27 protein-coding genes are annotated in these 22,490 nt (G+C 32.0%); 15 read left to right on the top strand and 12 right to left on the bottom strand.

What is annotated here, in order from left to right:
* Positions 1 to 60: 60 nt before the first annotated feature.
* Together prmA and FHG05_RS12205 are read left to right on the top strand one after the other, a co-directional pair.
* A complete protein-coding gene (prmA, locus tag FHG05_RS12210; RefSeq protein WP_140998309.1) occupies positions 61 to 897 on the top strand; it encodes a 50S ribosomal protein L11 methyltransferase in 837 nt (278 codons plus the stop codon).
* A gap of 31 nt (positions 898 to 928) precedes the next feature.
* On the top strand, positions 929 to 1,204 hold the full coding sequence (locus tag FHG05_RS12205) for an ATP-dependent Clp protease adaptor ClpS (RefSeq protein ID WP_140998308.1): 276 nt from the start codon (positions 929 to 931) through the stop codon (positions 1,202 to 1,204).
* A 51-nt stretch (positions 1,205 to 1,255) separates the two neighbouring features.
* Here the strand turns inward: FHG05_RS12205 and FHG05_RS12200 are convergent, their stop codons facing one another.
* From FHG05_RS12200 to FHG05_RS12190, 3 genes are all read right to left on the bottom strand, one after another.
* Complete coding sequence (locus FHG05_RS12200; RefSeq protein ID WP_140998307.1) at positions 1,256 to 1,675, bottom strand: lipocalin-like domain-containing protein; 420 nt, start codon at positions 1,673 to 1,675, stop codon at positions 1,256 to 1,258.
* Between the two features lie 176 nt (positions 1,676 to 1,851).
* Complete coding sequence (locus tag FHG05_RS12195; RefSeq protein WP_140998306.1) at positions 1,852 to 2,265, bottom strand: DUF6691 family protein; 414 nt, start codon at positions 2,263 to 2,265, stop codon at positions 1,852 to 1,854.
* A gap of 2 nt (positions 2,266 to 2,267) precedes the next feature.
* Positions 2,268 to 2,825 (bottom strand): YeeE/YedE family protein, encoded by a 558-nt coding sequence (locus FHG05_RS12190; protein ID WP_140998305.1) that lies wholly within the window; start codon positions 2,823 to 2,825, stop codon positions 2,268 to 2,270.
* A gap of 87 nt (positions 2,826 to 2,912) precedes the next feature.
* Here FHG05_RS12190 and FHG05_RS12185 point away from each other — a divergent pair, with 87 nt between their 5' ends.
* The 4 genes from FHG05_RS12185 to FHG05_RS12170 all read left to right on the top strand — a co-directional run bounded on the left by FHG05_RS12185 (position 2,913) and on the right by FHG05_RS12170 (position 5,637).
* Positions 2,913 to 3,395: a DUF4199 domain-containing protein gene (locus FHG05_RS12185; RefSeq protein ID WP_140998304.1), complete on the top strand. Its 483-nt coding sequence runs from the start codon at positions 2,913 to 2,915 to the stop codon at positions 3,393 to 3,395.
* A gap of 3 nt (positions 3,396 to 3,398) precedes the next feature.
* Positions 3,399 to 3,845: a 2-dehydro-3-deoxyphosphooctonate aldolase gene (locus FHG05_RS12180; protein WP_140998303.1), complete on the top strand. Its 447-nt coding sequence runs from the start codon at positions 3,399 to 3,401 to the stop codon at positions 3,843 to 3,845.
* Positions 3,846 to 3,954: 109 nt separating this feature from the next.
* On the top strand, positions 3,955 to 4,773 hold the full coding sequence (gene kdsA / locus FHG05_RS12175) for a 3-deoxy-8-phosphooctulonate synthase (RefSeq protein WP_140998302.1): 819 nt from the start codon (positions 3,955 to 3,957) through the stop codon (positions 4,771 to 4,773).
* An 18-nt stretch (positions 4,774 to 4,791) separates the two neighbouring features.
* Positions 4,792 to 5,637 carry a hypothetical protein gene (locus FHG05_RS12170; protein WP_140998301.1) on the top strand — a complete coding sequence of 282 codons (846 nt, stop codon included), beginning with the start codon at positions 4,792 to 4,794 and terminating at the stop codon, positions 5,635 to 5,637.
* A 51-nt stretch (positions 5,638 to 5,688) separates the two neighbouring features.
* Here the strand turns inward: FHG05_RS12170 and FHG05_RS12165 are convergent, their stop codons facing one another.
* Positions 5,689 to 6,039 (bottom strand): DUF1801 domain-containing protein, encoded by a 351-nt coding sequence (locus tag FHG05_RS12165; RefSeq protein ID WP_140998300.1) that lies wholly within the window; start codon positions 6,037 to 6,039, stop codon positions 5,689 to 5,691.
* 269 nt (positions 6,040 to 6,308) lie between these two features.
* The gene (locus tag FHG05_RS12160) at positions 6,309 to 7,685 is read right to left on the bottom strand and encodes a M20/M25/M40 family metallo-hydrolase (RefSeq protein WP_140998299.1); all 1,377 of its coding nucleotides are present in this window, start codon (positions 7,683 to 7,685) and stop codon (positions 6,309 to 6,311) included.
* A gap of 149 nt (positions 7,686 to 7,834) precedes the next feature.
* Between FHG05_RS12160 and FHG05_RS12155 the strand changes: the two genes are divergently transcribed.
* The 9 genes from FHG05_RS12155 (at position 7,835) to FHG05_RS12115 (ending at position 12,973) form a co-directional block, all read left to right on the top strand.
* A complete protein-coding gene (locus FHG05_RS12155; protein ID WP_140998298.1) occupies positions 7,835 to 8,446 on the top strand; it encodes a hypothetical protein in 612 nt (203 codons plus the stop codon).
* An 11-nt stretch (positions 8,447 to 8,457) separates the two neighbouring features.
* A complete protein-coding gene (locus FHG05_RS12150) occupies positions 8,458 to 9,081 on the top strand; it encodes a SanA/YdcF family protein (RefSeq protein WP_140998297.1) in 624 nt (207 codons plus the stop codon).
* An 18-nt stretch (positions 9,082 to 9,099) separates the two neighbouring features.
* Positions 9,100 to 9,396, top strand: a complete 297-nt coding sequence (locus tag FHG05_RS12145; RefSeq protein WP_140998296.1) for a winged helix-turn-helix domain-containing protein — start codon at positions 9,100 to 9,102, stop codon at positions 9,394 to 9,396.
* A 144-nt stretch (positions 9,397 to 9,540) separates the two neighbouring features.
* Positions 9,541 to 9,993, top strand: a complete 453-nt coding sequence (locus tag FHG05_RS12140; RefSeq protein ID WP_140998295.1) for a hypothetical protein — start codon at positions 9,541 to 9,543, stop codon at positions 9,991 to 9,993.
* A gap of 4 nt (positions 9,994 to 9,997) precedes the next feature.
* Positions 9,998 to 10,648 (top strand): DUF1361 domain-containing protein, encoded by a 651-nt coding sequence (locus FHG05_RS12135; protein ID WP_140998294.1) that lies wholly within the window; start codon positions 9,998 to 10,000, stop codon positions 10,646 to 10,648.
* Positions 10,638 to 10,940 carry a hypothetical protein gene (locus FHG05_RS12130; protein ID WP_140998293.1) on the top strand — a complete coding sequence of 101 codons (303 nt, stop codon included), beginning with the start codon at positions 10,638 to 10,640 and terminating at the stop codon, positions 10,938 to 10,940. The genes FHG05_RS12135 and FHG05_RS12130 overlap by 11 nt, the downstream gene beginning before the upstream one ends.
* 4 nt (positions 10,941 to 10,944) lie before the next feature.
* A complete protein-coding gene (locus FHG05_RS12125) occupies positions 10,945 to 11,265 on the top strand; it encodes a hypothetical protein (RefSeq protein ID WP_140998292.1) in 321 nt (106 codons plus the stop codon).
* Positions 11,266 to 11,285: 20 nt separating this feature from the next.
* The gene (creD, locus tag FHG05_RS12120) at positions 11,286 to 12,647 is read left to right on the top strand and encodes a cell envelope integrity protein CreD (RefSeq protein WP_140998291.1); all 1,362 of its coding nucleotides are present in this window, start codon (positions 11,286 to 11,288) and stop codon (positions 12,645 to 12,647) included.
* An 11-nt stretch (positions 12,648 to 12,658) separates the two neighbouring features.
* Entirely contained in the window at positions 12,659 to 12,973 is a 315-nt protein-coding gene (locus tag FHG05_RS12115) for a hypothetical protein (RefSeq protein ID WP_140998290.1), read from the top strand.
* Positions 12,974 to 12,999: 26 nt separating this feature from the next.
* Here FHG05_RS12115 and FHG05_RS12110 read toward each other — a convergent pair whose 3' ends face one another.
* The 7 genes from FHG05_RS12110 to FHG05_RS12080 form a co-directional block, all read right to left on the bottom strand.
* Positions 13,000 to 13,845, bottom strand: a complete 846-nt coding sequence (locus FHG05_RS12110) for an endonuclease/exonuclease/phosphatase family protein (RefSeq protein ID WP_140998289.1) — start codon at positions 13,843 to 13,845, stop codon at positions 13,000 to 13,002.
* Positions 13,846 to 15,609: a discoidin domain-containing protein gene (locus FHG05_RS12105; protein ID WP_140998288.1), complete on the bottom strand. Its 1,764-nt coding sequence runs from the start codon at positions 15,607 to 15,609 to the stop codon at positions 13,846 to 13,848.
* A 62-nt stretch (positions 15,610 to 15,671) separates the two neighbouring features.
* Positions 15,672 to 17,975, bottom strand: a complete 2,304-nt coding sequence (bglX, locus tag FHG05_RS12100) for a beta-glucosidase BglX (RefSeq protein WP_140998287.1) — start codon at positions 17,973 to 17,975, stop codon at positions 15,672 to 15,674.
* Between the two features lie 22 nt (positions 17,976 to 17,997).
* A complete protein-coding gene (locus tag FHG05_RS12095) occupies positions 17,998 to 18,687 on the bottom strand; it encodes a carboxylesterase family protein (RefSeq protein WP_232338088.1) in 690 nt (229 codons plus the stop codon).
* Between the two features lie 8 nt (positions 18,688 to 18,695).
* Entirely contained in the window at positions 18,696 to 20,054 is a 1,359-nt protein-coding gene (locus FHG05_RS12090; protein ID WP_140998285.1) for a glucoamylase family protein, read from the bottom strand.
* A gap of 49 nt (positions 20,055 to 20,103) precedes the next feature.
* Positions 20,104 to 20,967, bottom strand: a complete 864-nt coding sequence (locus FHG05_RS12085) for a LamG domain-containing protein (protein ID WP_140998284.1) — start codon at positions 20,965 to 20,967, stop codon at positions 20,104 to 20,106.
* Positions 20,968 to 21,002: 35 nt separating this feature from the next.
* The gene (locus FHG05_RS12080; RefSeq protein WP_140998283.1) at positions 21,003 to 22,484 is read right to left on the bottom strand and encodes a RagB/SusD family nutrient uptake outer membrane protein; all 1,482 of its coding nucleotides are present in this window, start codon (positions 22,482 to 22,484) and stop codon (positions 21,003 to 21,005) included.
* Between the last annotated feature and the right edge of the window lie 6 nt (positions 22,485 to 22,490).

The raw sequence follows: 22,490 nt of genomic DNA, 5'->3' as shown, positions 1-22,490 counted from the left end.
AAAAATAAAATATTTTAAAGAATATCTTTTGCTTTATTTACCTTTGCAAAAAATTACATCATGTCAAATATTTATATAGGCTATTATTTTACTATTGAACCTAGAGAATTAGGTTCGGAAATTTTATTAGCTGAATTGGGAGAAACTGCATTTGAAAGCTTTGTTGAAACAGAAACAGGTCTTGCTGCTTATGTACAAAAAGATCTTTGGAATGAAAACATATTGGAAGACATATATATTTTAAATAATGAAGAATTTAAAATATCCTATACTTTCGAAGAAATTGAACAAGTGAATTGGAATGAAGAATGGGAAAAGAATTTTGAAGCAATTGATGTTGATGGAAAATGCCATGTAAGAGCACCTTTCCATGAAAAGACGAATGCAGAATTTGATATTGTTATTGAACCTAAAATGAGTTTTGGTACAGGACATCATGAAACGACACACATGATGATTCAACATTTATTAGAGACAGATGTTACTGATAAAAAGACCTTAGATATGGGTTGTGGAACGGCAATTTTAGCCATTTTAGCTGAAATGAAAGGAGCAAAACCAATTGATGCTATTGATATTGATAACTGGTGCTACTTAAACTCTATTGAAAATGCAGCTCGAAATAATTGTGAAAATATTAGTGTTTACGAAGGTGATGCTTCACTCTTAAAAGGTAAAGAGTATGATGTTATCATTGCAAACATTAACAGAAACATCCTTTTAAACGACATGCAACAGTATGTAGATTGTTTAAACGAAAACGGAATTTTATTTTTAAGTGGCTTTTACACAGAAGATATTTCTGTTATAGATTCTTGTTGTACTGAAAAAGGACTGACTTATGTTAAAAAATTCGAAAGAAACAATTGGGTTGCTTTGAAATATGTAAAACAATAATTATTTTTGTTTAAAATTTAAAAAGCTAAAAATGAGCACGATAGAAAAAAATAAAGAAGAAGTTTTAGTTGAAGAATTAGTGAGTTTAAACAATGAAATTGTTTTATATAATGATGATGTGAATACATTTGATCATGTTATAGAAACACTAATACGCGTTTGCAATCATGAAGCATTACAAGCGGAACAATGTGCTTTACTTGTACATTACAAAGGACAATGTGCTGTTAAGACGGGAAGCTATGATGAATTAAAACCACAATGTTCTGCTTTACTAGACGCTGGTTTGAGTGCGGAAATACAATAAATAAAAAATCCCGATTGAATCGGGATTTTTTTATTTTAATATTATTATTTCTTATAATTTCTTATAAATATAAATCACTTCTTTTCCTTCTACTTCGGCTTTCACTTTTAAAGTAGTCGCATCTAATAGTAAAATTTCACCTGTTTCTTCACCAGCATAAGGAAAATTAATAATTAGATGATTCTCCTCTTTTTTCCAAGTACCGCTATCAACAGACATTTCACAATTTCCTGAACCATAGTAAAAAACATCATTTACTTTACCATCTTCAAAAAATTCTACATAATCATTACCACAATTTTCTTCATGTTCATAAGAAAATAAAAGTTCAGCCTTACTCATTCTTTTTCCTTCTTGATAGTACTTCCATTTTCCAACAAGAGATACTTCATTAGAAGTTACATTACGAAACGATGACATTACAGTTCCTAACGCCAATACTGAAACCAAAGCAATTGCTAATTTTTTCATAATTAATAGTTTTATTTGTTAAGTTTATACCAAAAAAACAATAAAAAAATTAATTTTAAAAATATTTTTTAAGAAAACGATGTAGAATAATGAAATTATTAAAACTCCAATTAAAAAATTAAAAAATTAATTTTTTAAGGTAAAAAAAATATGAATTTAATAATCAGTAAATGAGATTAATGAGGAATTTTATCTTTGAAAATTCCATAAATATAATTTCCAATTAAAGCACCAACAAGTACTACTGCGATGGTAGCAACTCCTGTTCCTAAAAGTACAAATATCGGACCAGGGCAACAGCCTACAATTCCCCAACCTACTCCAAACATAATTCCTCCTACGATATATCGAAAACGTGCTTTTTCTTTATCTAAAATCTCTATTGGTAAACCTTTATAATCTTTAATTTCTTTCTTTTTAAAAATACGAATACCTACAACTCCTGTAACAATAGCTGTAAAAATAATTCCGTACATATGAAACGATTGAAATTGAAACATTTCATAAATTCGATACCAAGAAATCGCTTCTGATTTGGTTAAAACTACACCAAATATAAAACCAACCAATACAAAACGTAATAATTTCATTTTTAAAAAATTAATGGAATTAAAAAATAAGACGCGATTAAACCTCCTATAAAGAAACCAATTACTGCTATCAAAGAAGGTAATTGTAAATTACTCAACCCTGTTATAGCATGACCTGAAGTACAACCACCAGCATAAGGCGTTCCAAAACCTATTAGAAATCCACCTAGTAACAGAATCAAAAAGCCTTTAAGAGTGAGCATGGCATCGAGACTAAAAATGGCATCAGGAACCATTTTCCCATTAGGTAAATCTATATGAAGTGCATGTAATTGTTGCAATGTCTTGGGGTTCAATTGAACAATATCAGTACCGTTTAAAAAATGTGTCGCAAAATAACCACCTAAAATAGCACCTAAGACCACAGCTAAATTCCATTTTTGCTCTCTCCAATCAAAATTAAAATAATTGGATCTATTTTTTGCTCCTAAAATCGTACATAACGTTCTCAAGTTAGAAGACATTCCAAAAGTTTTTCCAAAATAAATTAGAAGCAACATGGTAACTCCAATTAAAAAACCTGAAATAGACCAGTGCCAAGTACCATAAAGTATCTCCATACAATTATTTTTGGCAAATATAAAAAATAGCAACGTTTAATTCCAATTATAATATTTTATATTAATTTTGAATACAAATTATACAATATGTTACAAAATTTCAGAATTGAAATCAAATGGGCCATTATTTACACTATTGCTTACACGTTATGGATGTACTTTGAAAGTAAAATGGGTTGGCATGATAGTAAAGTATTATTAGAACCTTTGTATAATCTTTTATTTTTACCCATAAGTATTTTTCTTATTGGTTTAGCTCTTTTTGACAAAAAAAGAAACCATTACAAAAATGAAATGGATTGGAAAAAAGGATTTACCTCTGGAATTATTCTTTCTGTATTGATTACGGTTTTAAATCCGGTTGCTTTGTATATTACACATCACTATATTTCTCCAGGTTTCTTTGACAATGCCATTAATGCTTCTGTAGCAGAAGGATTATCTTTAGAAAAAGCAACCGCTCGTTATAATCTGAATACCGCTATTTCCAATAGTGTTTTTGATAGATTATCTTTTGGAGTTGTGATTTCTGCGGTAGTTAGTTATTTTATACGAACCAAAAACAATTAAAAAATGAAAGCACTTACCACTTTGTTTTTACTACTACTTCTATATTCTTGTACCAGTACAAAATCAACCCTTAAGAATATCGATCCCAATGCTATTCGTCCTAAGGTAGTACATAATGCATTTGTGATTACTGAATATGCCAAAGATTCACAATATGGTTATGATGCTGATTACCCAATTAATTTAGGCCCTCTATATGACAAGCAAGAAGAACAAAACATTGCTTATTTCTTAAATGCTTTAGAAGGACCAAAAGGAGAAAAATTAGTCTATCAAAAAACAGCAACCTGTTGTCCTTTCCCTTCAGACACTCATGGGATTGGTGCCGGAACTTTATCCATTTATGAAGTTGAATTAGAAGGAACTTCAAAAAAGATAAGTTTATATTTCAATATCTATGAAAAAGGACAAATTGTATGTCCGAAAGGCCTAAATATAAAAAAACAATAATTTTTGACTTAAAAAAAATCAAAAATCTTAATTCTATCTTAATGAACCTTTTAAAGCGTATTTTAAAAGGTTTTTATTTTTATCTTTGCACTCGAAAAATAACTACAAAATGAACTTAAAAAACATACCTCAAATAAAACATACACAAAGCGGTAATTTCTTTTTATTATCAGGCCCTTGCGCCATTGAAGGTGAAGAAATGGCCTTGCGAATTGCAGAAAAAATCGTAACTATCACTGATAAATTAGAAATCCCTTATGTATTTAAAGGGTCTTTTAAAAAAGCAAATCGTTCTAGGATAGACAGTTTTACAGGAATAGGTGACGAAAAAGCTTTAAAAATATTAGCTAAAGTATCAAAAGAATTTGGTATTCCAACTGTGACAGATATACATACCAATGAAGATGCAGCAATGGCAGCAGCTTATGTTGATGTTTTACAAATTCCCGCTTTTTTAGTACGTCAAACCGATTTAGTAATGGCTGCTGCTGAAACTGGTAAAACCGTTAATTTGAAAAAAGGACAATTTATGAGTCCAGAAAGCATGAAACATGCGGTACAAAAAGTATTAGACTGTAAAAATGAAAACGTAATGGTAACCGATAGAGGAACCATGTTTGGTTATCAAGATATGATTGTAGATTATCGAGGAATTCCAACCATGCAACAATATGCTACTACAGTTTTAGACGTTACCCATTCATTACAACAACCCAATCAAACCGTTGGTGTAACAGGTGGAAGACCCGATATGATTGAAACTGTAGCTAAAGCTGGTATTGCTGTAGGTGTGGATGGTATCTTTATAGAAACTCATTTTGACCCTGCAAATGCTAAAAGCGATGGAGCGAATATGTTACACTTGGATTATTTTGAAGATTTAATGACCAAATTAGTCGCTATCCGAAAAACTGTAAATCAATTTTAAATTACTTAAATTAACCCAATGAAACAATCATTTCTAATGGTTGTACTATCTTTTTGTGTTTTTTCACAGTACACCTTTTCGCAAGAAACAGTTGAAACACCTGAAAAATACACCAGTCATAACAAAGGTAAATTCTTTATCTTTTGGGGTGGAAACAGAGAGTCTTTTACGAGATCTGATATTCATTTTCAAGGAGAGAACTACGATTTCACCTTATATGATGTAGCAGCACATGATAAACCTAAAGGTTGGCATGTTGATTATGTAAACCCGGGAAGAATGACAATTCCACAAACCAATTTAAGGATTGGATATTTTTTAAGTGACCATTATTCAATCGCCATAGGAGTTGATCATATGAAATATGTCATGTATAATAATGTTAGATCAAATTATTCGGGTTATTATCCCAATGCAGGAAACTATGGAGAATTACCTTCAAGCGATCAACTAACTCTCACAGAAGATTTCTTATTGTTTGAACACACAGATGGTTTGAATTACATACATACTGAATTATCAAGAGTAGATGATCTTTCAAAATTTATTGGTTTACCCAATACGGACAAATTTCAAATTAATGTAACCGAAGGTTTTGGTGCAGGAGTATTACTTCCCAAAACCAATACCACCTTACTCGGTAAAGAAAGATATGATGAATTTCATTTAGCAGGTTATGGTTTATCTGCAAAAGCAGGATTAAACTTTACCTTTTTCAAACACTTTTTCATTCAAGCTGAAGTAAAAGGGGGTTATATTAATATGAATGATATTCGTACGACAAACAATTCAGCTGATAAAGCTTCGCAAGATTTTTGGTTCTTTCAACGTATTATTGCTGTAGGAGGCATTTTTAGAATTTAAATGTTGAATTAATACAAATAAAAAAAGCACTTCAAGAAGTGCTTTTTTTATTTAAATATATAATGTTTTTGCTTCTTCTATAACCGATTTTAAAATACTATTATCTATACCCTCTAAAGTAGTATATCGTAGAGATTTTACTGTATTCCTCTTTTCATCAACCAAAGATTCTTGGTTTTTAAGCAATTGAAAGCCTTTAGCAAAACCAACATCAACAAATTTACGTTTGTGATTGGGTGCCAAATAACAAAAAGGCTTTTTCTTATAATAAAAATAAGGAATTCCCCATTTGAAAAGTAATTCGGTATCTCTCAATTCATGTTCTACCACTGTAATAATATGCAGTAGTATTTCACGATACATTTCTGGCTGTCTAAAGATATATTCTTCTGCAGGTTTCATTCGTTCCCAATTTCACTTATTTCATTATTTGTTATTGTGCTTTTTATCAACTTCTTTCCGAATTTAAATAATTTATACACTAACCAATAATAAAGTGATGAACCAACTAAAAATCCGAAGTAATATACTATTATAAAAGAGGTCTCTTGTTGATAGTGTTCCTTATAAAGTAAGTTTCCAATAAAATTTAATATTAATAATAAAAATAATAATATAGATATAATTTGTATGAAATATCCAAAAACAACTTTCATTTGCAATTGTAAGTATTAATTAATCCCATATTGATCCATCAAATAAACTAACGAAGCCATTGTGGCCGCTCCAAGTTCCAATTCTCTTTTATTAACAGCATCAAAAGTATCATTGGCAGCATGATGATAATCAAAATAACGTTGGGAATCCGGTTGTAATCCTGCTTTAACAATATGTTTGGATTGTAATGGTCCGATATCAACTCCAGTGTGACCTTCCACGAAAATGTGGATTAAATAAGGCTCAAATAAGGTTTTCCAATTACTAATTTTTGAAAAATTGGCGGAATCAGCTTCAAATGAAAAGCCTCTAGGTGAAAAACCACCAGCAACACTTTCTAATGCAAAAATGTGGTTTTCTTTATTACTTTCTGCTAATGCTGCATACTTTTTACCACCTCTATTACCATTCTCTTCATTCATAAATAAAACCACCCTAATCGTGTGCTTTGGTTTATAACCTAATCTTTTAAATATAGAAAGAATTTCCATACTTTGAACCACTCCTGCTCCATCATCATGAGAACCATCTCCTAAGTCCCAAGAATCTAGATGGCCACCTATCACCATAATTTCATCTGGTTTTTCTGTACCTTTTATTTCACCCACCACATTATAAGACACTACATCTGGTAAAGTTTCACAGGATTGCTTAAAGAAAAATTCAAGGTTTGGGTTACTTTTAAGTGAATCGCTCAATAAATTAGCGCCATTCGTACTTATTGCTGCGGCTGGTATATACTTTTCTTTTGGCAAATCACCATAATTTGTATTCCCTGTATGTGGAAAATCATCTAATCTTAAGTTCATCGATCGTACAATAACGCCTACAGCTCCTAATTTTGCTGCTTCACGAGCTCCAGAAGAACGTTGGTCAATACACCCACCATAGGCTTCAAAGGTGCGAATATGAATGGGTGTCATTGGTCTATTAAAAAAGACAATCTTTCCTTTAATTTTTTCAGCACCTAAAGCAATCATTTCATCAATCCCCATTACTTCAATTATAGGAGCTTTAAGTCCGTTTTTAGGGGTTGCAACCGAACTACCTAGGGCACAAATAGGAACCTCTACCTTTTTACCATTGTTTTCAAAATAGGCTTTTTCTTTTTCCCCTCTTACCCAATGTGGGACCATTACTTCTTGTAAAAAAACACGATCTAAGCCCAATTGTTCCAGTTCCGATTGTGTATACTGAACCGCTTTTTCTGCTGAAGAAGAGCCCGATAATCTTGCTCCTATCGTATTCGATAAATAGTCTAACCAATCATAACATTGTGAATGGGTTAAGGCTTCATCATAGATGGATCGTAGCATTTTTTCATCATTGGATTGTGCATTCAAAGAAAAAGTAGTCCAAAGACCTAAGACTAAAACAAAAGAAAATCGCATTACTGAAAGAATTAAATGTATTAAAGTATAAAAATATTACAATTATTTTACTTTACGGTTACTGCTTCTTGAAATGGGAATTATTTAACAAAAAAAAATTTGGTCAATAGAAAAATATTAATTTACTTTGTATTTCAAAGTACTTTAAAATGGAAGCAAGTAAATATTTAAAAGACATACAAGATATTAAAGAAATGATGAGTAAATCCACTCAATTCATTTCTTTAAGTGGTTTATCTGGAATTTTAGCAGGAATCTATGCTCTAGTTGGTGCAGCATATGTAAATTATTTAATCAATTCTCATTATGGGCGTTATATCACTTTGGAGAGTAAGACTTTTAAGCTAATTCTTTTAACCGCTTTTATTGTACTTGTACTTTCATTAGGAACTGCCTATTTGTTAACCGCTAAAAAAGCTAAAAAAGCAGGAGAAAAAATTTGGAATCCTACTTCAAGAAGAGTCTTAATTAATTTTTTAATTCCTTTAATCACAGGTGGGATTTTTGCTTTGCTTTTACTAAAAAACAAACATTATGGTTTAATTGCCCCAGTTACCTTATTATTTTATGGTTTGGCATGTTTAAATGCCAGTAAATACACTTTAAGAGATGTACGTTATTTAGGTATCACTCAAATTATTTTAGGATTAATTGCCGTTGAATTTTCAGGCTATGGTTTGTATTTTTGGGTAATTGGATTTGGTTTGTGTCATATTTTATATGGAAGTATGATGTATTATAAATATGATAGAAACATCTAATACAAAATAAAATGCGAAAATTTTTATTTCCAATAAGCATCTTCATTCTATTTTTTATTTCTGTTGCGCATACAAAAATTAAAAATGGCGCTAAAAACAAAACATTTTCTGATGCAAACTTACTTCCAAATAATAAAGTTGGTGTAGTCTTAGGAACCGGAAAATATTTAAAAAATGGAACTTTGAATCTTTATTTTAAGTACCGTATAGAAGCAGCTGTAACTTTATATAAAGAATGCAAAATTGAATATATTTTAGTTAGCGGTGATAATAGCCGTTTCGATTATGATGAACCTACCGATTTTAAAAATGAATTGATTGCGCAAGGGATACCAGAAGATAAAATTGTTTTAGACTATGCTGGTTTTAGAACATTGGATTCTGTAATTAGAGCAAAAGAAGTTTTTGGATTAACCAATTTTACTCTAATTTCGCAAGAATTTCATAATGAACGAGCGTTATATATCGCTTCAAAAAACAATATGAATGTGATTGCATACAATGCAAAAGATGTCTCTAAAAGATATGGTTTTAAAGTACACGTTAGAGAATACTTAGCACGTACAAAAGTTTTTATAGATCTCCTTTTTAAGGTGAAACCAAAATTTTTAGGTCCAAAAATTGCAATCGGATAGTAATAAAAATCAATTATTGTGAAAAACATTATTCAAAATATTAATAAAGCCTTTGATCACCGAATTCGTTTGGGAATCATGTCGGTTTTAATGGTAAATGAAAATGCTGATTTTTCTACTCTAAAAGAATTGCTAGGTGTTACCGATGGTAACTTAGCCAGTCATGCCAAAGCTTTAGAAAGTGAAAATTATATTACGGTTGAAAAACAATTTATTGGTAGAAAACCAAACACCAAATACATTGCTACCAAAGAGGGAAAAAAAGCGTTCCAAGAACATATTGAAGCACTCGAAAAATTAATATCCAAAAGTTAAAGCTATTTTTTTATCTACTAACTTTGAAATACAAAGTACTTTTAATTATTATTATGAAATCACAACAAATAATAAGATTACAAATGCCCACACGAATAAAAAAAGGGATAACATATGTGACCGCTAAAAATAAAATCTCACCAGATGAAAGATAAAATAATCGAATTTTTATACAAAACCATTAAAGTTCCTTACGAGTATTTTTTTAAAAATACGCAACCTTGGGGTTTAAATGTGGACCAACTCTTATGTTTTGAAGCGGATAGTTTAGGATATGAATTGGGCACTTTTTTAAAAACCAATCATTATGAAGTACAAGATAGTTTGGAAGAACATGATGTGTTTCATGTACTAACAAAAATTGGTACTACTGTAAAAGAAGAAGTGGATTTGCAATTCTATTTATTAGGAAACGGAAAAAGAAGTCCGTTTGTTTTTATTGTAATACTGACAGGAATTTTATTTTATCCAAAAGCCTATAAAAGCTTTTATTCTAGTTACAAAAGAGGCAAAAAAGCACATCAATTCTATTATCTAGATTTTTATAAAATGCTAACTATTCCTGTCATAAACATTCAACAAACCTTTAATATTTAATACTATGCAAGCGATAATCAACCTGTATTTATCCAACAAAAAAACGAATAGTGTCTTACTTATTTTGAGCTTTTATTGTGCTCTTTTGTTACTTTTCCGTGTTAAAATAACACAATCTATTTTCTATTTTTTCTTGGTATGGAATCTCTTTTTAGCTGCCATTCCCTATTTACTTTTACAAGTTGCAAAACAAAAGATTCAACTTTTCGAAAATGGAAAAATAAGACTATTGTTATTTGTCTGTTGGCTGTTATTTTTACCCAATTCCTTTTACATAGTAACCGATTTTGTTCATTTACCAAAAGGCAATCCTGAATTATTTTGGTTCGATCTAATTTTGTTGTTTTCGTTTGCGAGCTTAGGCTTTTTATTTGGTTTATTGGCCATCCAAGAATTTAAAAATTACTACTTACTATTTCATTGTTCGAAGTTCATTCAAACTAGCATCCCTATAATCAGCATATTATGTGGTTTTGGTATTTATTTAGGTCGTTTCCTTCGATTTAATAGTTGGACTATTTTAACCCATCCTTTCCAATTGGTAATAGATGCTTTTCAATCGTTACTATCAACTGAAGCGGTCCTTTTTTCAGTTTTATATGGCAGTTTTATTTACCTCACCTATCAAATTAAAAATCAATTTTATGGAAACTAATTATCAATTCAAAGATTTACCTTTTTCGACACAATTAGCTATTGTCTCATTTGGTTTTGGAACTATTCTATTTGTTACACATTTTATTTTCCCAAATTATTTTCCAATTCTGGTTATTGGATATATCTACTTATTAATAGCAATACTAATTAATACCCTTACTTTTTTTTATTTGGTATACCTGTTCTCTAAAGAAACGAATGTAGAAGATCTTACTATAAGAATTCTGATTTTGTTATCTAATATTCCCATAGCATTCTTATATGCTTATGTCGTACTTAATACCATTTAAATGTATGGAAGAGACTTTAGAAATAACAGTTAAAGATGGTAAGCTAGCAAGAATAGTCGCTCTAATTTCATTTATAATTGGAACTATAATCTTATTGCTTTACAAAATAACAAATGTTGATGTGATCTTTTTTATTGGCTTTCTCTATGTAATTACAGCTTTATTTTTAAATGCGATTGTATTCTTCAAACTCATCTATAATCTCACAATCTGCAGACAACGCATTTTATTTCAATTAGGAAATATTTTATTTATGCTACTTAATATACCTATTACCTTGTTCTATATGTATTTAGTTTCTATCAATTTCAATATTCATTTTTAAAACAATTAAAATCTTATCTTATGGAAAACCCAATCGAATTACACAAACCTAGCAACGCTCCAAAACCTTCCTTTTTACAAAGCAATACAGCTAAAATGATTATGGTAGGTATGCTAACCCTTTTTTTATTAATTCCTCTTAATTTAGTACAAAACTTAATTAGAGAACGCTCTGAACGTAAAAATGATGTCACGCAAGAAGTGACCGAAACTTGGGGTGAAAACATTCATTTTTATGGACCAATATTAAAAATTCCATACAAAACCTATTCCGAAACAGCTATTGTTGATGAAAAAAGTCGGGAAACCATCATTCAAAAAAGTGCCTCTATCCAATATGCTTATTTCTTTCCGAACACTTTAGAAAATAAAACGGAAGTTACTAAAGTAGATGACATTAAAAGAGGAATTTATAATCCAATTGTATTTAAAGCCAATATGCAGTTCAACGGAAATTTTGAAAATGCAGCGCTTGATAAATTAAATATTAAAACAGAAGATGTGCTTTGGGATAAAGCAACTGTTTTAATAAAAACCACCAATTTGAAAAGCATAAAAAGTGATTTAAAAATTACGCTAAATAAAAAGAAGTTCAGCTTGGAATCGAAACCCGATGAAGACAACTACTTTGGTACATTGGAAACCGAAACTTTTACATATGTCCCCAATCAAATGATTGCTTTTAATTTTGACATGAAATATAATGGTAGTGATAACATTCAATTTGTGCCTGTTGGGAAAACGACTACTACAAGTATCAACGCTAATTGGGATTCACCGAGTTTTATAGGTAGTTTTGCTGCCAATGATACCACAAAGCAAATTACTTCCAAAAACTTTCATGCCGATTGGAAGATTTTACATATTAATCGTCCTTTTTCACAACAATATGATACGAAAATCCCAGATTTAAACAATTATTCTTATGGCGTTAAATTGATTGAAACCGTTGATCAATACCAACAAAACGAACGTGCTTCAAAATATGGTTTCTTAGTGATTGGACTTACCTTTTTAATCTTTTTTTTAATACAAACCATTAGTAAAAAAAGCATTCATATTTTTCAGTATACGATGATTGGTTTAGCTTTAATTATGTTTTATACGCTATTAATATCAATAACAGAACACTCCAGCTTTACAATAGCGTATACTATAGCAGCTAGTGCCGTTATAATCATGCTTTTACTCTACTCTATTTCGGTTTTAAAAGAGAAAAAATTTCCTTTATTTATCGCAGCATCCTTAACCGTTTTATATAGCTTTATTTTTGTGATTATACAATTAGAAAACTATGCCTTATTAGTAGGAAGTATTGGATTATTCTTAATTTTAGGAGCCGTAATGTATTTTTCTAGAAAGATTGATTGGAATAACAATTAAAATGTAAGAATATGAATAGGCTACATTTTTCCAATGCTATACAATTTGCAATTGCTGGACCTGTTTTAGCTTTAGTATTAATTTCCATGTTAGTATTTACGGTACCCAATCCAAATCCAGCATGGGGCAATTTTTGGTTCATCAAACCTTTAATTATTACGCCTTTTATCACTTCAATTGGTGGTGTTTGTTTTTATTTTATAAATACGAAGAAAACAAAATCAAAATTTTTGAATTTACTTTTATTCTTAAGTAGTGCTTTGATTCTCCTTTTCTTTCTTTGGATAGGAACTGTCTTAGGTTTAGATGGCACCCTTTGGAATTAAAAAAAATCCTGATTACGCTTATGTAATCAGGATTTTTCTTTTTTAAAAGTAACCAAAACAGGTAAATGATCACTTGGGTACTTAAAATCATAAAAATCATCTATAATTGCAATTTTTTGGACTTGCAAGTCATTTACTTTCGAATAGAAAATATAATCGATTCTATTGGTAATCTTTTCTTGAAAATGAAACGCATTCCAAGTTCCTTTTGGTCCATACGGTTTTTTAATTGCCTTTTCGTATGTATCCCATAAGTTGGCTTTCAAAAGAGTAATTGTTTTTTCTTCTGGAGCCGCATTAAAATCTCCAGTTAAAACAAAAGGAATTGCTTGTTGATGGTTCAATTCATTTGCAAGTTTTACTAACAATTCAGCTGATTTTTCTCTCGCTTCTAAACCTTGATGATCCAAATGCGTATTGGCTATCCAATATTGTTTTTTGTCTTTTTTATCTTTAAATCTTCCATAAGTTACTATTCGATGACAAGCTGCGTCCCAACCTTTAGACATTTTTTCTGGAGTTTCGGACAACCAAAGCGTATGCTGCTCTTCCACTGTATAGCGTTTTTCATGGTATAAAATACAGGAATATTCAGCAAATTCTCCTTCTTCTCTTGGTAAACCAATAACTTTATAATTAGTCAAATGAGTAGTTATATAATCCAATTGAAATTTTTGAACTTCTTGCAAACCAATAAAATCTGCTTCATAATAGTCTAATAAAGCGACTAGTTTCTCTTTTCTGGTTTCCCAATTATTTGCTCCATCTTTAGCTGAACCCAAACGAATGTTATAACTCATTACATTCATTTCTGTTTGTGCCATGATAAAATGGCTTACTAGTGTTACAAAAAGCGTTACAAAAAATTTCATTTATTCTACTTTTATTGTTTCTGTCCTTTCACTTATTCCATTCACATTGAAGGCTTCAATTTGGAAATAATAGGTGTCTGTTCGATCCATTCCTGTAAAGAAATAATCGTTTTTTCCATAAACCATAATACTTCCATATAATTTATCTGGACTTTTACCAAAATAAATAACATAACCATCAGCTCCCTCATTTTGTTGCCAACGAATCCACGAACTTCTTCTTTCTCCAAATTTATTCTTATCTGCTCGAAGTACCATAAAGTTTTCTACTTTTTTAGGAGCAACTCCATTTCCTTTACCAAAAACTCGAAAACCACTTAACGCAAATTTTCCGGTAGGCATTTTTATGTTTTCTAATTTAAGGTAGCGTGCTGTTGTAGGTTGTACCAATTCTACATAATCATGAGGAACATCGGTTGTATTATTGCTTTTATCAACAATTACTTTCCATTTCTTTCCATCTAAAGAGCCATAAATTTTGTATTGATGAAAAACACCTAAACTTTTACCTGTAAATGTGGCATCTTGATCTGCATAATTAATCTGAATAGCATTTATGGTTGCTATTTCACCTAAATCGGTTTGAAACCATTCTCCTTTATCTCCAGTTGTAGCACTCCAATAAGTTTTCATATCTTCATCAACTGCAAAATTAGGTTGGTAGCCACCCAAAGTTGAAGAAACTTGTACAGGTTTATTGTAGTTTAGCAACATCCAACCACGAAATAATCCTTTGGTAAAGTCTTTTCCCTGTGCAAATTCTGGTAAGAATGTAGGGTAGTCTCCATAAGCGGTATTGCAATACAGCACATCGTCTTGGTCAAAACCTGAAGGCCAAATTCCAATACGTCGTTCAAAATTATTTTTTTGTCCCAAAATTAGTGTTGAAATATGCCACCAATTTCCAAAATTATCTTGATAGGTAGCACCATGACCCGCACCTCGTGCAAAACCACCTGGTTTATAAGAAAACGGATTATGTGATTGATAAGCAAAAGCATCTAAAGGATCTTTACTCGTAAAAACACCATCAGCATATCCGCTAAACTCGGTAGCTGGAGCTCCATATTGTAAATAATATTTCCCATTATGTTTTGTCATCCAAGCACCTTCCATAAAAGGTTGTAAAAAAGTATTGTCGTTATATTCCCCAAAACGCTCCCAACCATGATCTTCAGGATGTAAAGATATCATCGGTTTTACAAATCCTTCAGATTGCAATGTTTTCGTATTGATTTCTGTTCCCAAAATAGGAAACTCATTACTTGAACCCCAATACAAATACAACTTATCTTGCTCTTCATCATATAAAAACCCAGGATCCCAAGCACCTACTTTAAAATCTTCTACTGCTACTTCCCAGTCATCTGTAGTACCGTCTTTAGTTTTAAACAAAGAAAAATAAGGTTTATGAGTGGAACCTATTAAATACATTTCGTCTTTCATTACAAAAGCTGCTGGAGCACATAATTCGTCATACACTTTGGCATCTGCTTTTAAAAATTTTCGAGAAACAAAATTCCATTGTAGCATATCGGTACTCCACCAATAACCCCATTGATTAGTGGAAAATAAAAAGTATTTTCCTTTAAAATTTACAATTACTGGATCTGCAGTAGCTCTATGCTTTCCTTGAGCATATAAATTAGGTATAGGTGTATATCCATAATCAATATTTATAGGGTTACAAAAGGTTTTTTGTTGTGAAAAACCATAGGTTACAAATACTAAGAAAAGTATTGCGTTGTAGAATTTGTTTGTCATGATATAAAATTAAAAAATACCCTCAAAAGATTCTTTTGAGGGCATAAGAAAAATAAAAACAGTTAATTAACTAACTCAAATAACATCTTATTTTGGGTGTCTGAATTGGTCCCAATAAAAACTTCAAATTGCCCTGGTTCTGCTACAAAATTCAAATCAAAATCATAAAATTTTAAGTCTTCTTCTGTAATTGTAAAGGTTATGTTTTTTGTTTCCCCTTTTTTAAGAAATACTTTTTGGAATCCTTTTAATTCTTTTACTGGTCGAGTTGTAGAACCAACTACATCTCTAATATATAATTGTACAACTTCTTTTCCATCATACTTACCTGTGTTCGCAACTTTTACACTAGCATTAATAGTACCTCCTTTAGTTAACTTAGCATTTGAAATCTTTACTGAAGAATAATCAAAAGTGGTGTAGCTAAGCCCAAAACCGAAAGGATATAAAGGGGTATTCGCAACGTCCAAATAATTCGATTTAAACTTTTCAAATTCCCCTTTTATCGTTTTTTCTGGGCTTAAAGGTCTTCCTGTATTTTTATGATTGTAATAGATCGGTACTTGCCCTAAATTTCTCGGAAAAGTCATGGATAATTTCCCAGAAGGATTAACCTCTCCGTACAAAACTTCTGTTATAGCTGGTCCTGCTTCCGTACCAGGAAACCATACATTCAAAATCGCGTTTGCTATATCAGATTCCTCAGTAATAGCTAAAGGTCTTCCTGTAAACAATACGAGAACAATGGGTTTATTTAAAGTGCTTAATTTTTCTAACAAATCTTTCTGTGCTTTTGGAATTGTAATATCAGAACGACTACTACATTCCCCACTCATTTCAGCAGCTTCACCAATAGCAAATACTACTACATCTGCTTTTTTAGCTGCATCCATTGCTTCTTGATGCAATTCTTGATCAGAACGACCGTCACGTTGAATTGCTTTTCCAAAGACACCTACTCTTTTTTCAAATTCTAAATCATAATCTAAATTACATCCTTTTGCATATAACAAATTAGTTCCTAATTTTTCTGAAAGACTTGTTTTTAAAGCAATTGCATTTTCAAATTTGGTAGCCACACTCCAGGTTCCTGGCATGTTTTCTTTGGCATCAGCTAGAGGACCTACTAGAGCTACTTTTTGATTGGCTTGTAAAGGCAACACTTGATTTTCATTTTTTAATAATACAAAAGATTCTGTAGCAACTTGTTGTGCAAATGCTCTATGTTCTTTGGTAAAAATCTCTGTCTTCGCTCTATCTTCATCACAATATTTATATGGATTTTCAAACAATCCTAAATCGTACTTGGCTTCGAGAATACGTTTTACAGCTGCGTCTAATTGGGAGATACTGACTTTACCCTCTTCCACAGATTTTTTAAGGGTTTTTAAAAACCCTTCTCCTACCATATCCATGTCAATACCAGCGTTTATAGCTAATGCAGAGACAGTAGTTAAATCACCCATTCCATGATCAATCATTTCATTAACACCTGTATAATCAGTAACAACAAAGCCTTTAAAATTCCATTGATTACGTAAAACTTCAGTCATTAACCATTTATTACCCGTTGCAGGAACACCATCAATTTCATTAAATGAAGCCATTACTGAACCTACTCCTGCTTCAATTGCAGCTTGATACGGTTTGAAATAATAATTATACATACTCGTACGACTCATATCTACCGTATTATAATCTCTTCCTGCTTCTGAAGCACCATATAATGCGAAGTGCTTTACACAAGATAAAATTGTATACGGATCAGATAGATCTTCCCCTTGATACCCTTTTACCATAGCTTTAGCTATTGCCCCACCTAAATAAGGGTCTTCACCTCCACCTTCTGCAACTCTACCCCATCTTGGGTCTCTAGATAAATCAACCATAGGCGAAAAAGTCCAGCAGATTCCATCAGCGCTCGCTTCTTTTGCAGCGGTTTGAGCCATTTTTTGAGTTAGTTCCATATTCCATGTGCAAGAAGTACCTAATGGAATAGGAAAAGTAGTTTCATAGCCATGTATAACATCCATTCCAAAAAGCAAAGGAATTTTTAAACGGCTTTTTTCAACTGCCACACGTTGTACATCTTTAATTTTAGCAACCGATTTGATATTAAATAATCCGCCGACTAAACCCTCTTCAATCTTTTTACCAATGTCTGAATTAGTAGCTTGACCTGTTGTAAAATCACCAGCACTTGGTAAATTTAATTGTCCTATTTTTTCTTCTAGAGTCATTTTTGCTAACAATTCTGCAATAAATTTTTCTCTAGTATTCTCTTTCTTTGTATTCGTAACTTGTTTCTGAGAACAACTCAAAAACAAACTTAAAGTTAGGATAGGTATAAAGTATTTTAACTTCATTTTTTAATTCGTATTTATAGTATTAATTGGGCTTTTTTTGTTGGAACATCCATTTGTAAATGGCATCATTATCATAAACTCTTGTCCAACTATCATGATTGGCATCATCAAAAATGGTTAATTCGATATCTGTACTACAATTTTTCAATTTTTTATAGATATCAATAGAATAGCGCACATCTACCACATCATCCACTAAACCATGAAAAATGCGCGTTGGAATATCTTTTATTTTACAATTTTCAAGCATTGGTACACGATCTACAAAACCTGCTATAGGAACTAATGCAGCAAACATTTCTGGATGTGCAAAGGCTAAATTCCATGCGCCCCAAGCTCCCATACTTAATCCCGTTAGATAGATTCGATTGGTATCAATATTTTTATTTTGCTTGATAACGTCTTGAATTAATTGGTACAAAGATTCTGATTCCCAGTACACCTCTTTTGGGCATTGTGGTGCTAAAACATAAGCATCCAATTCGTGTGTTTTAAGGTATTTAAAAGGTCCGTGTACTTTTACCAATTCTACATCTGTCCCTTTTTCACCTGAACCATGTAAAAAAATGAGCAAAGGTTTTTTTGCATCACCTTGAGGTTTGTGTAACGCGTATTGATATTCATATTTCAATTGAACACTAGTTTTAAAAGTTTTATGTGTGGTTTGTGCCAAAAGGAATTGGCAAAAAACAAAACATACTATATACATCATTTTTTTCATTAGAAGCCGTGTTGAGTGGATGAAAATCCTAAGTTTTGTAATCCATTTTGTATTTCAGGAGCTTGCATGAATAAATTCCATAAAAGTCCAGTTCTATGATTTTCAATCATAGGAGCTATTGTTCCTTGATCGATAGCTAAATATCTTTGGGTTACCCAGTTAAATTTTGGAGAAAAAGCATCATATGGACCTGCAAAACCAACATATTGATTTTTCTTTTCTTCATATAAAAAGCGCAGAAAATGCATTGCAGCATCTGGTTTATAAGGAAACGAAGACAATGCTGCAGTAGGAGAAATGACACCTTTATCGTTATTGGGTTGATGAGCTGCATAACCTGTTGACCCATCCGAATTTCTAGTATAACTAGCGGTTAAACCCCAACATTTTTCATTGTAACCGGTCCAGCCTTGTGGATTAATCACACAATAGCTGTACATAATTTCGGTATGATTTTTAGTTAAATCCCAATAATTTGCATACTGATCTGTTAACCCTCTTGGATCTAAACCTAAATAAGAATAATGTGCCCAAAACATTGGTCCTACATTTCCTGGAGCACCGTTATGATTCAATACCAATGGAAAATCATACTTAGACGCAGCGCTTACTATTGCTCCATTTCTAGCCCAGCCTTGTTGATACACTTCTGGAGTAATTGGATGAGTAGGTGACGCAGCAGCCATAATATACGTAATTAAACATTCATCATATCCTTGAATCTTATGATTGAGTTGCCATTCATAATTAGGTGACCAATGCCAATACAGTACATTTTCACCTTTGGTATACCAATTCCATTCTACACCTTTCCACAATTCATCTGCTTTTTGAGCTAATGCTTGCTCTGAAGCATCACCATTTTTAAAATATTCTCTCACAGTCAGCAATCCTTGGCATAAAAAGGCAGTTTCAACTAAATCGCCTCCATTATCTACTGTTCCAAAAGGAATTACTTCTCCTGTTGTTCCATTAATCCAATGCGGCCAAGCACCATGAAATCTATCTGCAGTTTCTAGAAAATGTAATGCAGTAGTTAGTCTAGAAACAGCTTCTGCACGAGAAACAAAACCTCTCTCTACACCTACTAAAATTGTCATTAAACCAAAACCTGAACCACCTGTAGTAACAATATTGGCTTCAAAACTTGGATTTTCAACCAAATATCGTTCACGTGCTAATTTAGAATTGGGGTTAGCCCAATCCCAAAAATATTTGAATGCATCTTGTTGTACTTGAGTCATTAATTCTTCATCTGTATACGTTGGATGTTCCGTTTCAGTTGTAGTAGTAGAATTATCGGTACAACTTACTGATGAGAATAAAGTAAAAATAAATATAAGAGGTAATAATTTCATGATATTAAAAACAACCAGACTATTTCTTATAGTCTGGTTGCTGTATTTTTTATTGATTAGTAGTATAAAGTTCTTGTACTTCTGAGGCTGACAAAGCGATATTATATAATCGGAACTGATCCAAAGCACCTTTCCAATTAGAATATAACCAATTGTCTCCCGTCGAGTTTTGAGATTGAGGTCCGTTACCAATTCTAAAAGAAGATACTTTAGAATTATCAAGAGTTAAACCACCGTGAGTTCCCCAAGTTTTAGTACCATATGCTTGACCATCAATAAATAAAGTCATAGTAGAAGTGTTTGCATCGTAGCAAAAAGCAAAATGATGCCATTGATTATCGAGTAATCCTTCTATAGAATTAGCTCCTTCCCAAGTCATCCAAGTATCGCTCATATCGGCATCGATCATAACAAATTTAACTGCAGCAGCTGTAGAAGAACCAGAATATTGATCAAAAATTAAAAACATAGTTGAACTAGACCAATGTCCGTTTGTAGAAGGAATACTGAATATATGTTCGGCACCTGGATTTGATCCATTCATCGTTTGTCCATCATGTTTTTCCCAAAAAGCCACAGTAAAACTACTTACTGTTGATGCCCAATCATTTGGTTTTGCATATTGAATTTTTGCATCTGCAACACCGTGAAAAGCCTTTCCATTTACACCGTCAACTTGATTGAAGCCATTTTCCGTTGGAAATTTAGCTCTAATAACATCTACAGCATTAAAAAGATTACTCTCATTATCAAAATTAAAAGGTACATAGAATTTTAAAGGTCCTCCAGCAGGATTTTCATCTTTTGGATAATCTCCCAATGCGGGTTCATCCATGTTTTGACACCCAATTAATAAAAGAGTATACATAAGCAACAAGCTTATTTTACTATTATTTTTGAAACTATTTTTCATACGTTTAAAAATTTATTTTTTAATTGTAATTCCGATTAATAATTTGGATTTTGAACCAAAACTCCTCCTGATTGGTCAATAGCGAATTGCGGGATTGGATACCACGCATTTCTTGCTTGATAGCCTAAAGGCCCTAAAACGGAAATCGCATCTCCCCAACGTACTAAATCATAGAAGCGTTCTCCTTCCATTGCAAACTCTACTCTTCTTTCTTGCTTGATTGCAGTTCTTACAGTAGCTTGATCCGTTGCTACAATATCTGGCAAAACAGAGGCATTTCCATTTCTAGCTCTTGCTCTAACTTGATTAATATAATCCACGGCAGCAGAAGATTGTCCTTGTTCATTGAGTGCTTCTGCATACATCAGTAATACGTCTGCATAACGCAATACCTTTATGTTTGCCCAATGGTTTTTGTTTTCTGAGTACTCCGTTCTTTCACTAGGCAAAGTATAGGCTTTTTTATTCCAATAAGGTTGCGCTAATGGTGGACTTGCTGGTACTGTTAAGCCATAACCATCCGTTTGGCCTGAATATAAAATAGTAGCCTCTCTTCTTGGATCTCCTGTTTCAAAAGCATCCACTAAATTTTGCGTTGGTACATTAAAACCCCAACCTAAATCCCATGATCCAGAACCTCTAACACCTTGTGTTTCCCAATAATTATTAGAATAGTTAACACCCGCTAAACGTAAAAATTGAACTTCAAAAACAGATTCACTTGAGTTATCCCCTTCTTGTAAGAAAAGCGTATTAAACTCGGGGTACAAGCTATAACCATAGGACATCACTTCAGCTAATTCATTGGCAGCCATTGCCCAATTTTGTTGGTATAAATATAATTTTCCTAATAATGTTTGTGCAAAACCTTTGGTTGCTCTACCCGGATAGTTTGCCCAAGTCATGGGTAAATATTGTTTTGCAAACGTTAAATCTGCTACAATTTGAGCATCAATTTCTGCTATCGTTGCTTTTGGTGCAATTTCATCTGAAGGATTAACAACTTTGTGCAAAATTATAGGTACTTCACCAAAATCTCTTCTTAAATCAAAGTAGGCAAATGCACGAATAACAGTTGCTTCCGCTTTATTAATCATGGTTCCTTCATCAGTTAAACCTGATTCTTCAATTGCTGCAATCAAATCATTACAAGCATAAATAAGTCGATAATGTCCTTGCCAATTTCCTTTGGTAATCCAACTTTCTGCTGCATCATAATTAAAAGAATCGAACATATTTCCCAAAGAAGCTGCATCTGTAACTGTACTCCCTTTTGCTGCATCATCTGAGCGTATACTTTGGAACCATACTTTTGAGAAATCAGTAATACCTCCTTCTGTTCTTAATTTACCGTATAGCCCAAAAGCTGTTTCTTCAAATCCTCCTGCACCTAAATCACCTTCAGCTGCAACACCTAAGGGCTGTTTATCTAAGAAATCATCTTCACATGAAGTAGTAATTGCAACCATTGAAAGTAGCGCAAGAGATCCTATTTTTATAAAACTTATTCTTTTCATAATCAA

Origin of the sequence: Flavobacterium profundi (assembly GCF_006491645.1) — a bacterium.
GTDB classification, from domain to species: Bacteria; Bacteroidota; Bacteroidia; order Flavobacteriales; family Flavobacteriaceae; genus Flavobacterium; species Flavobacterium profundi.
This window is presented reverse-complemented; position numbering and strand designations above follow the sequence as displayed.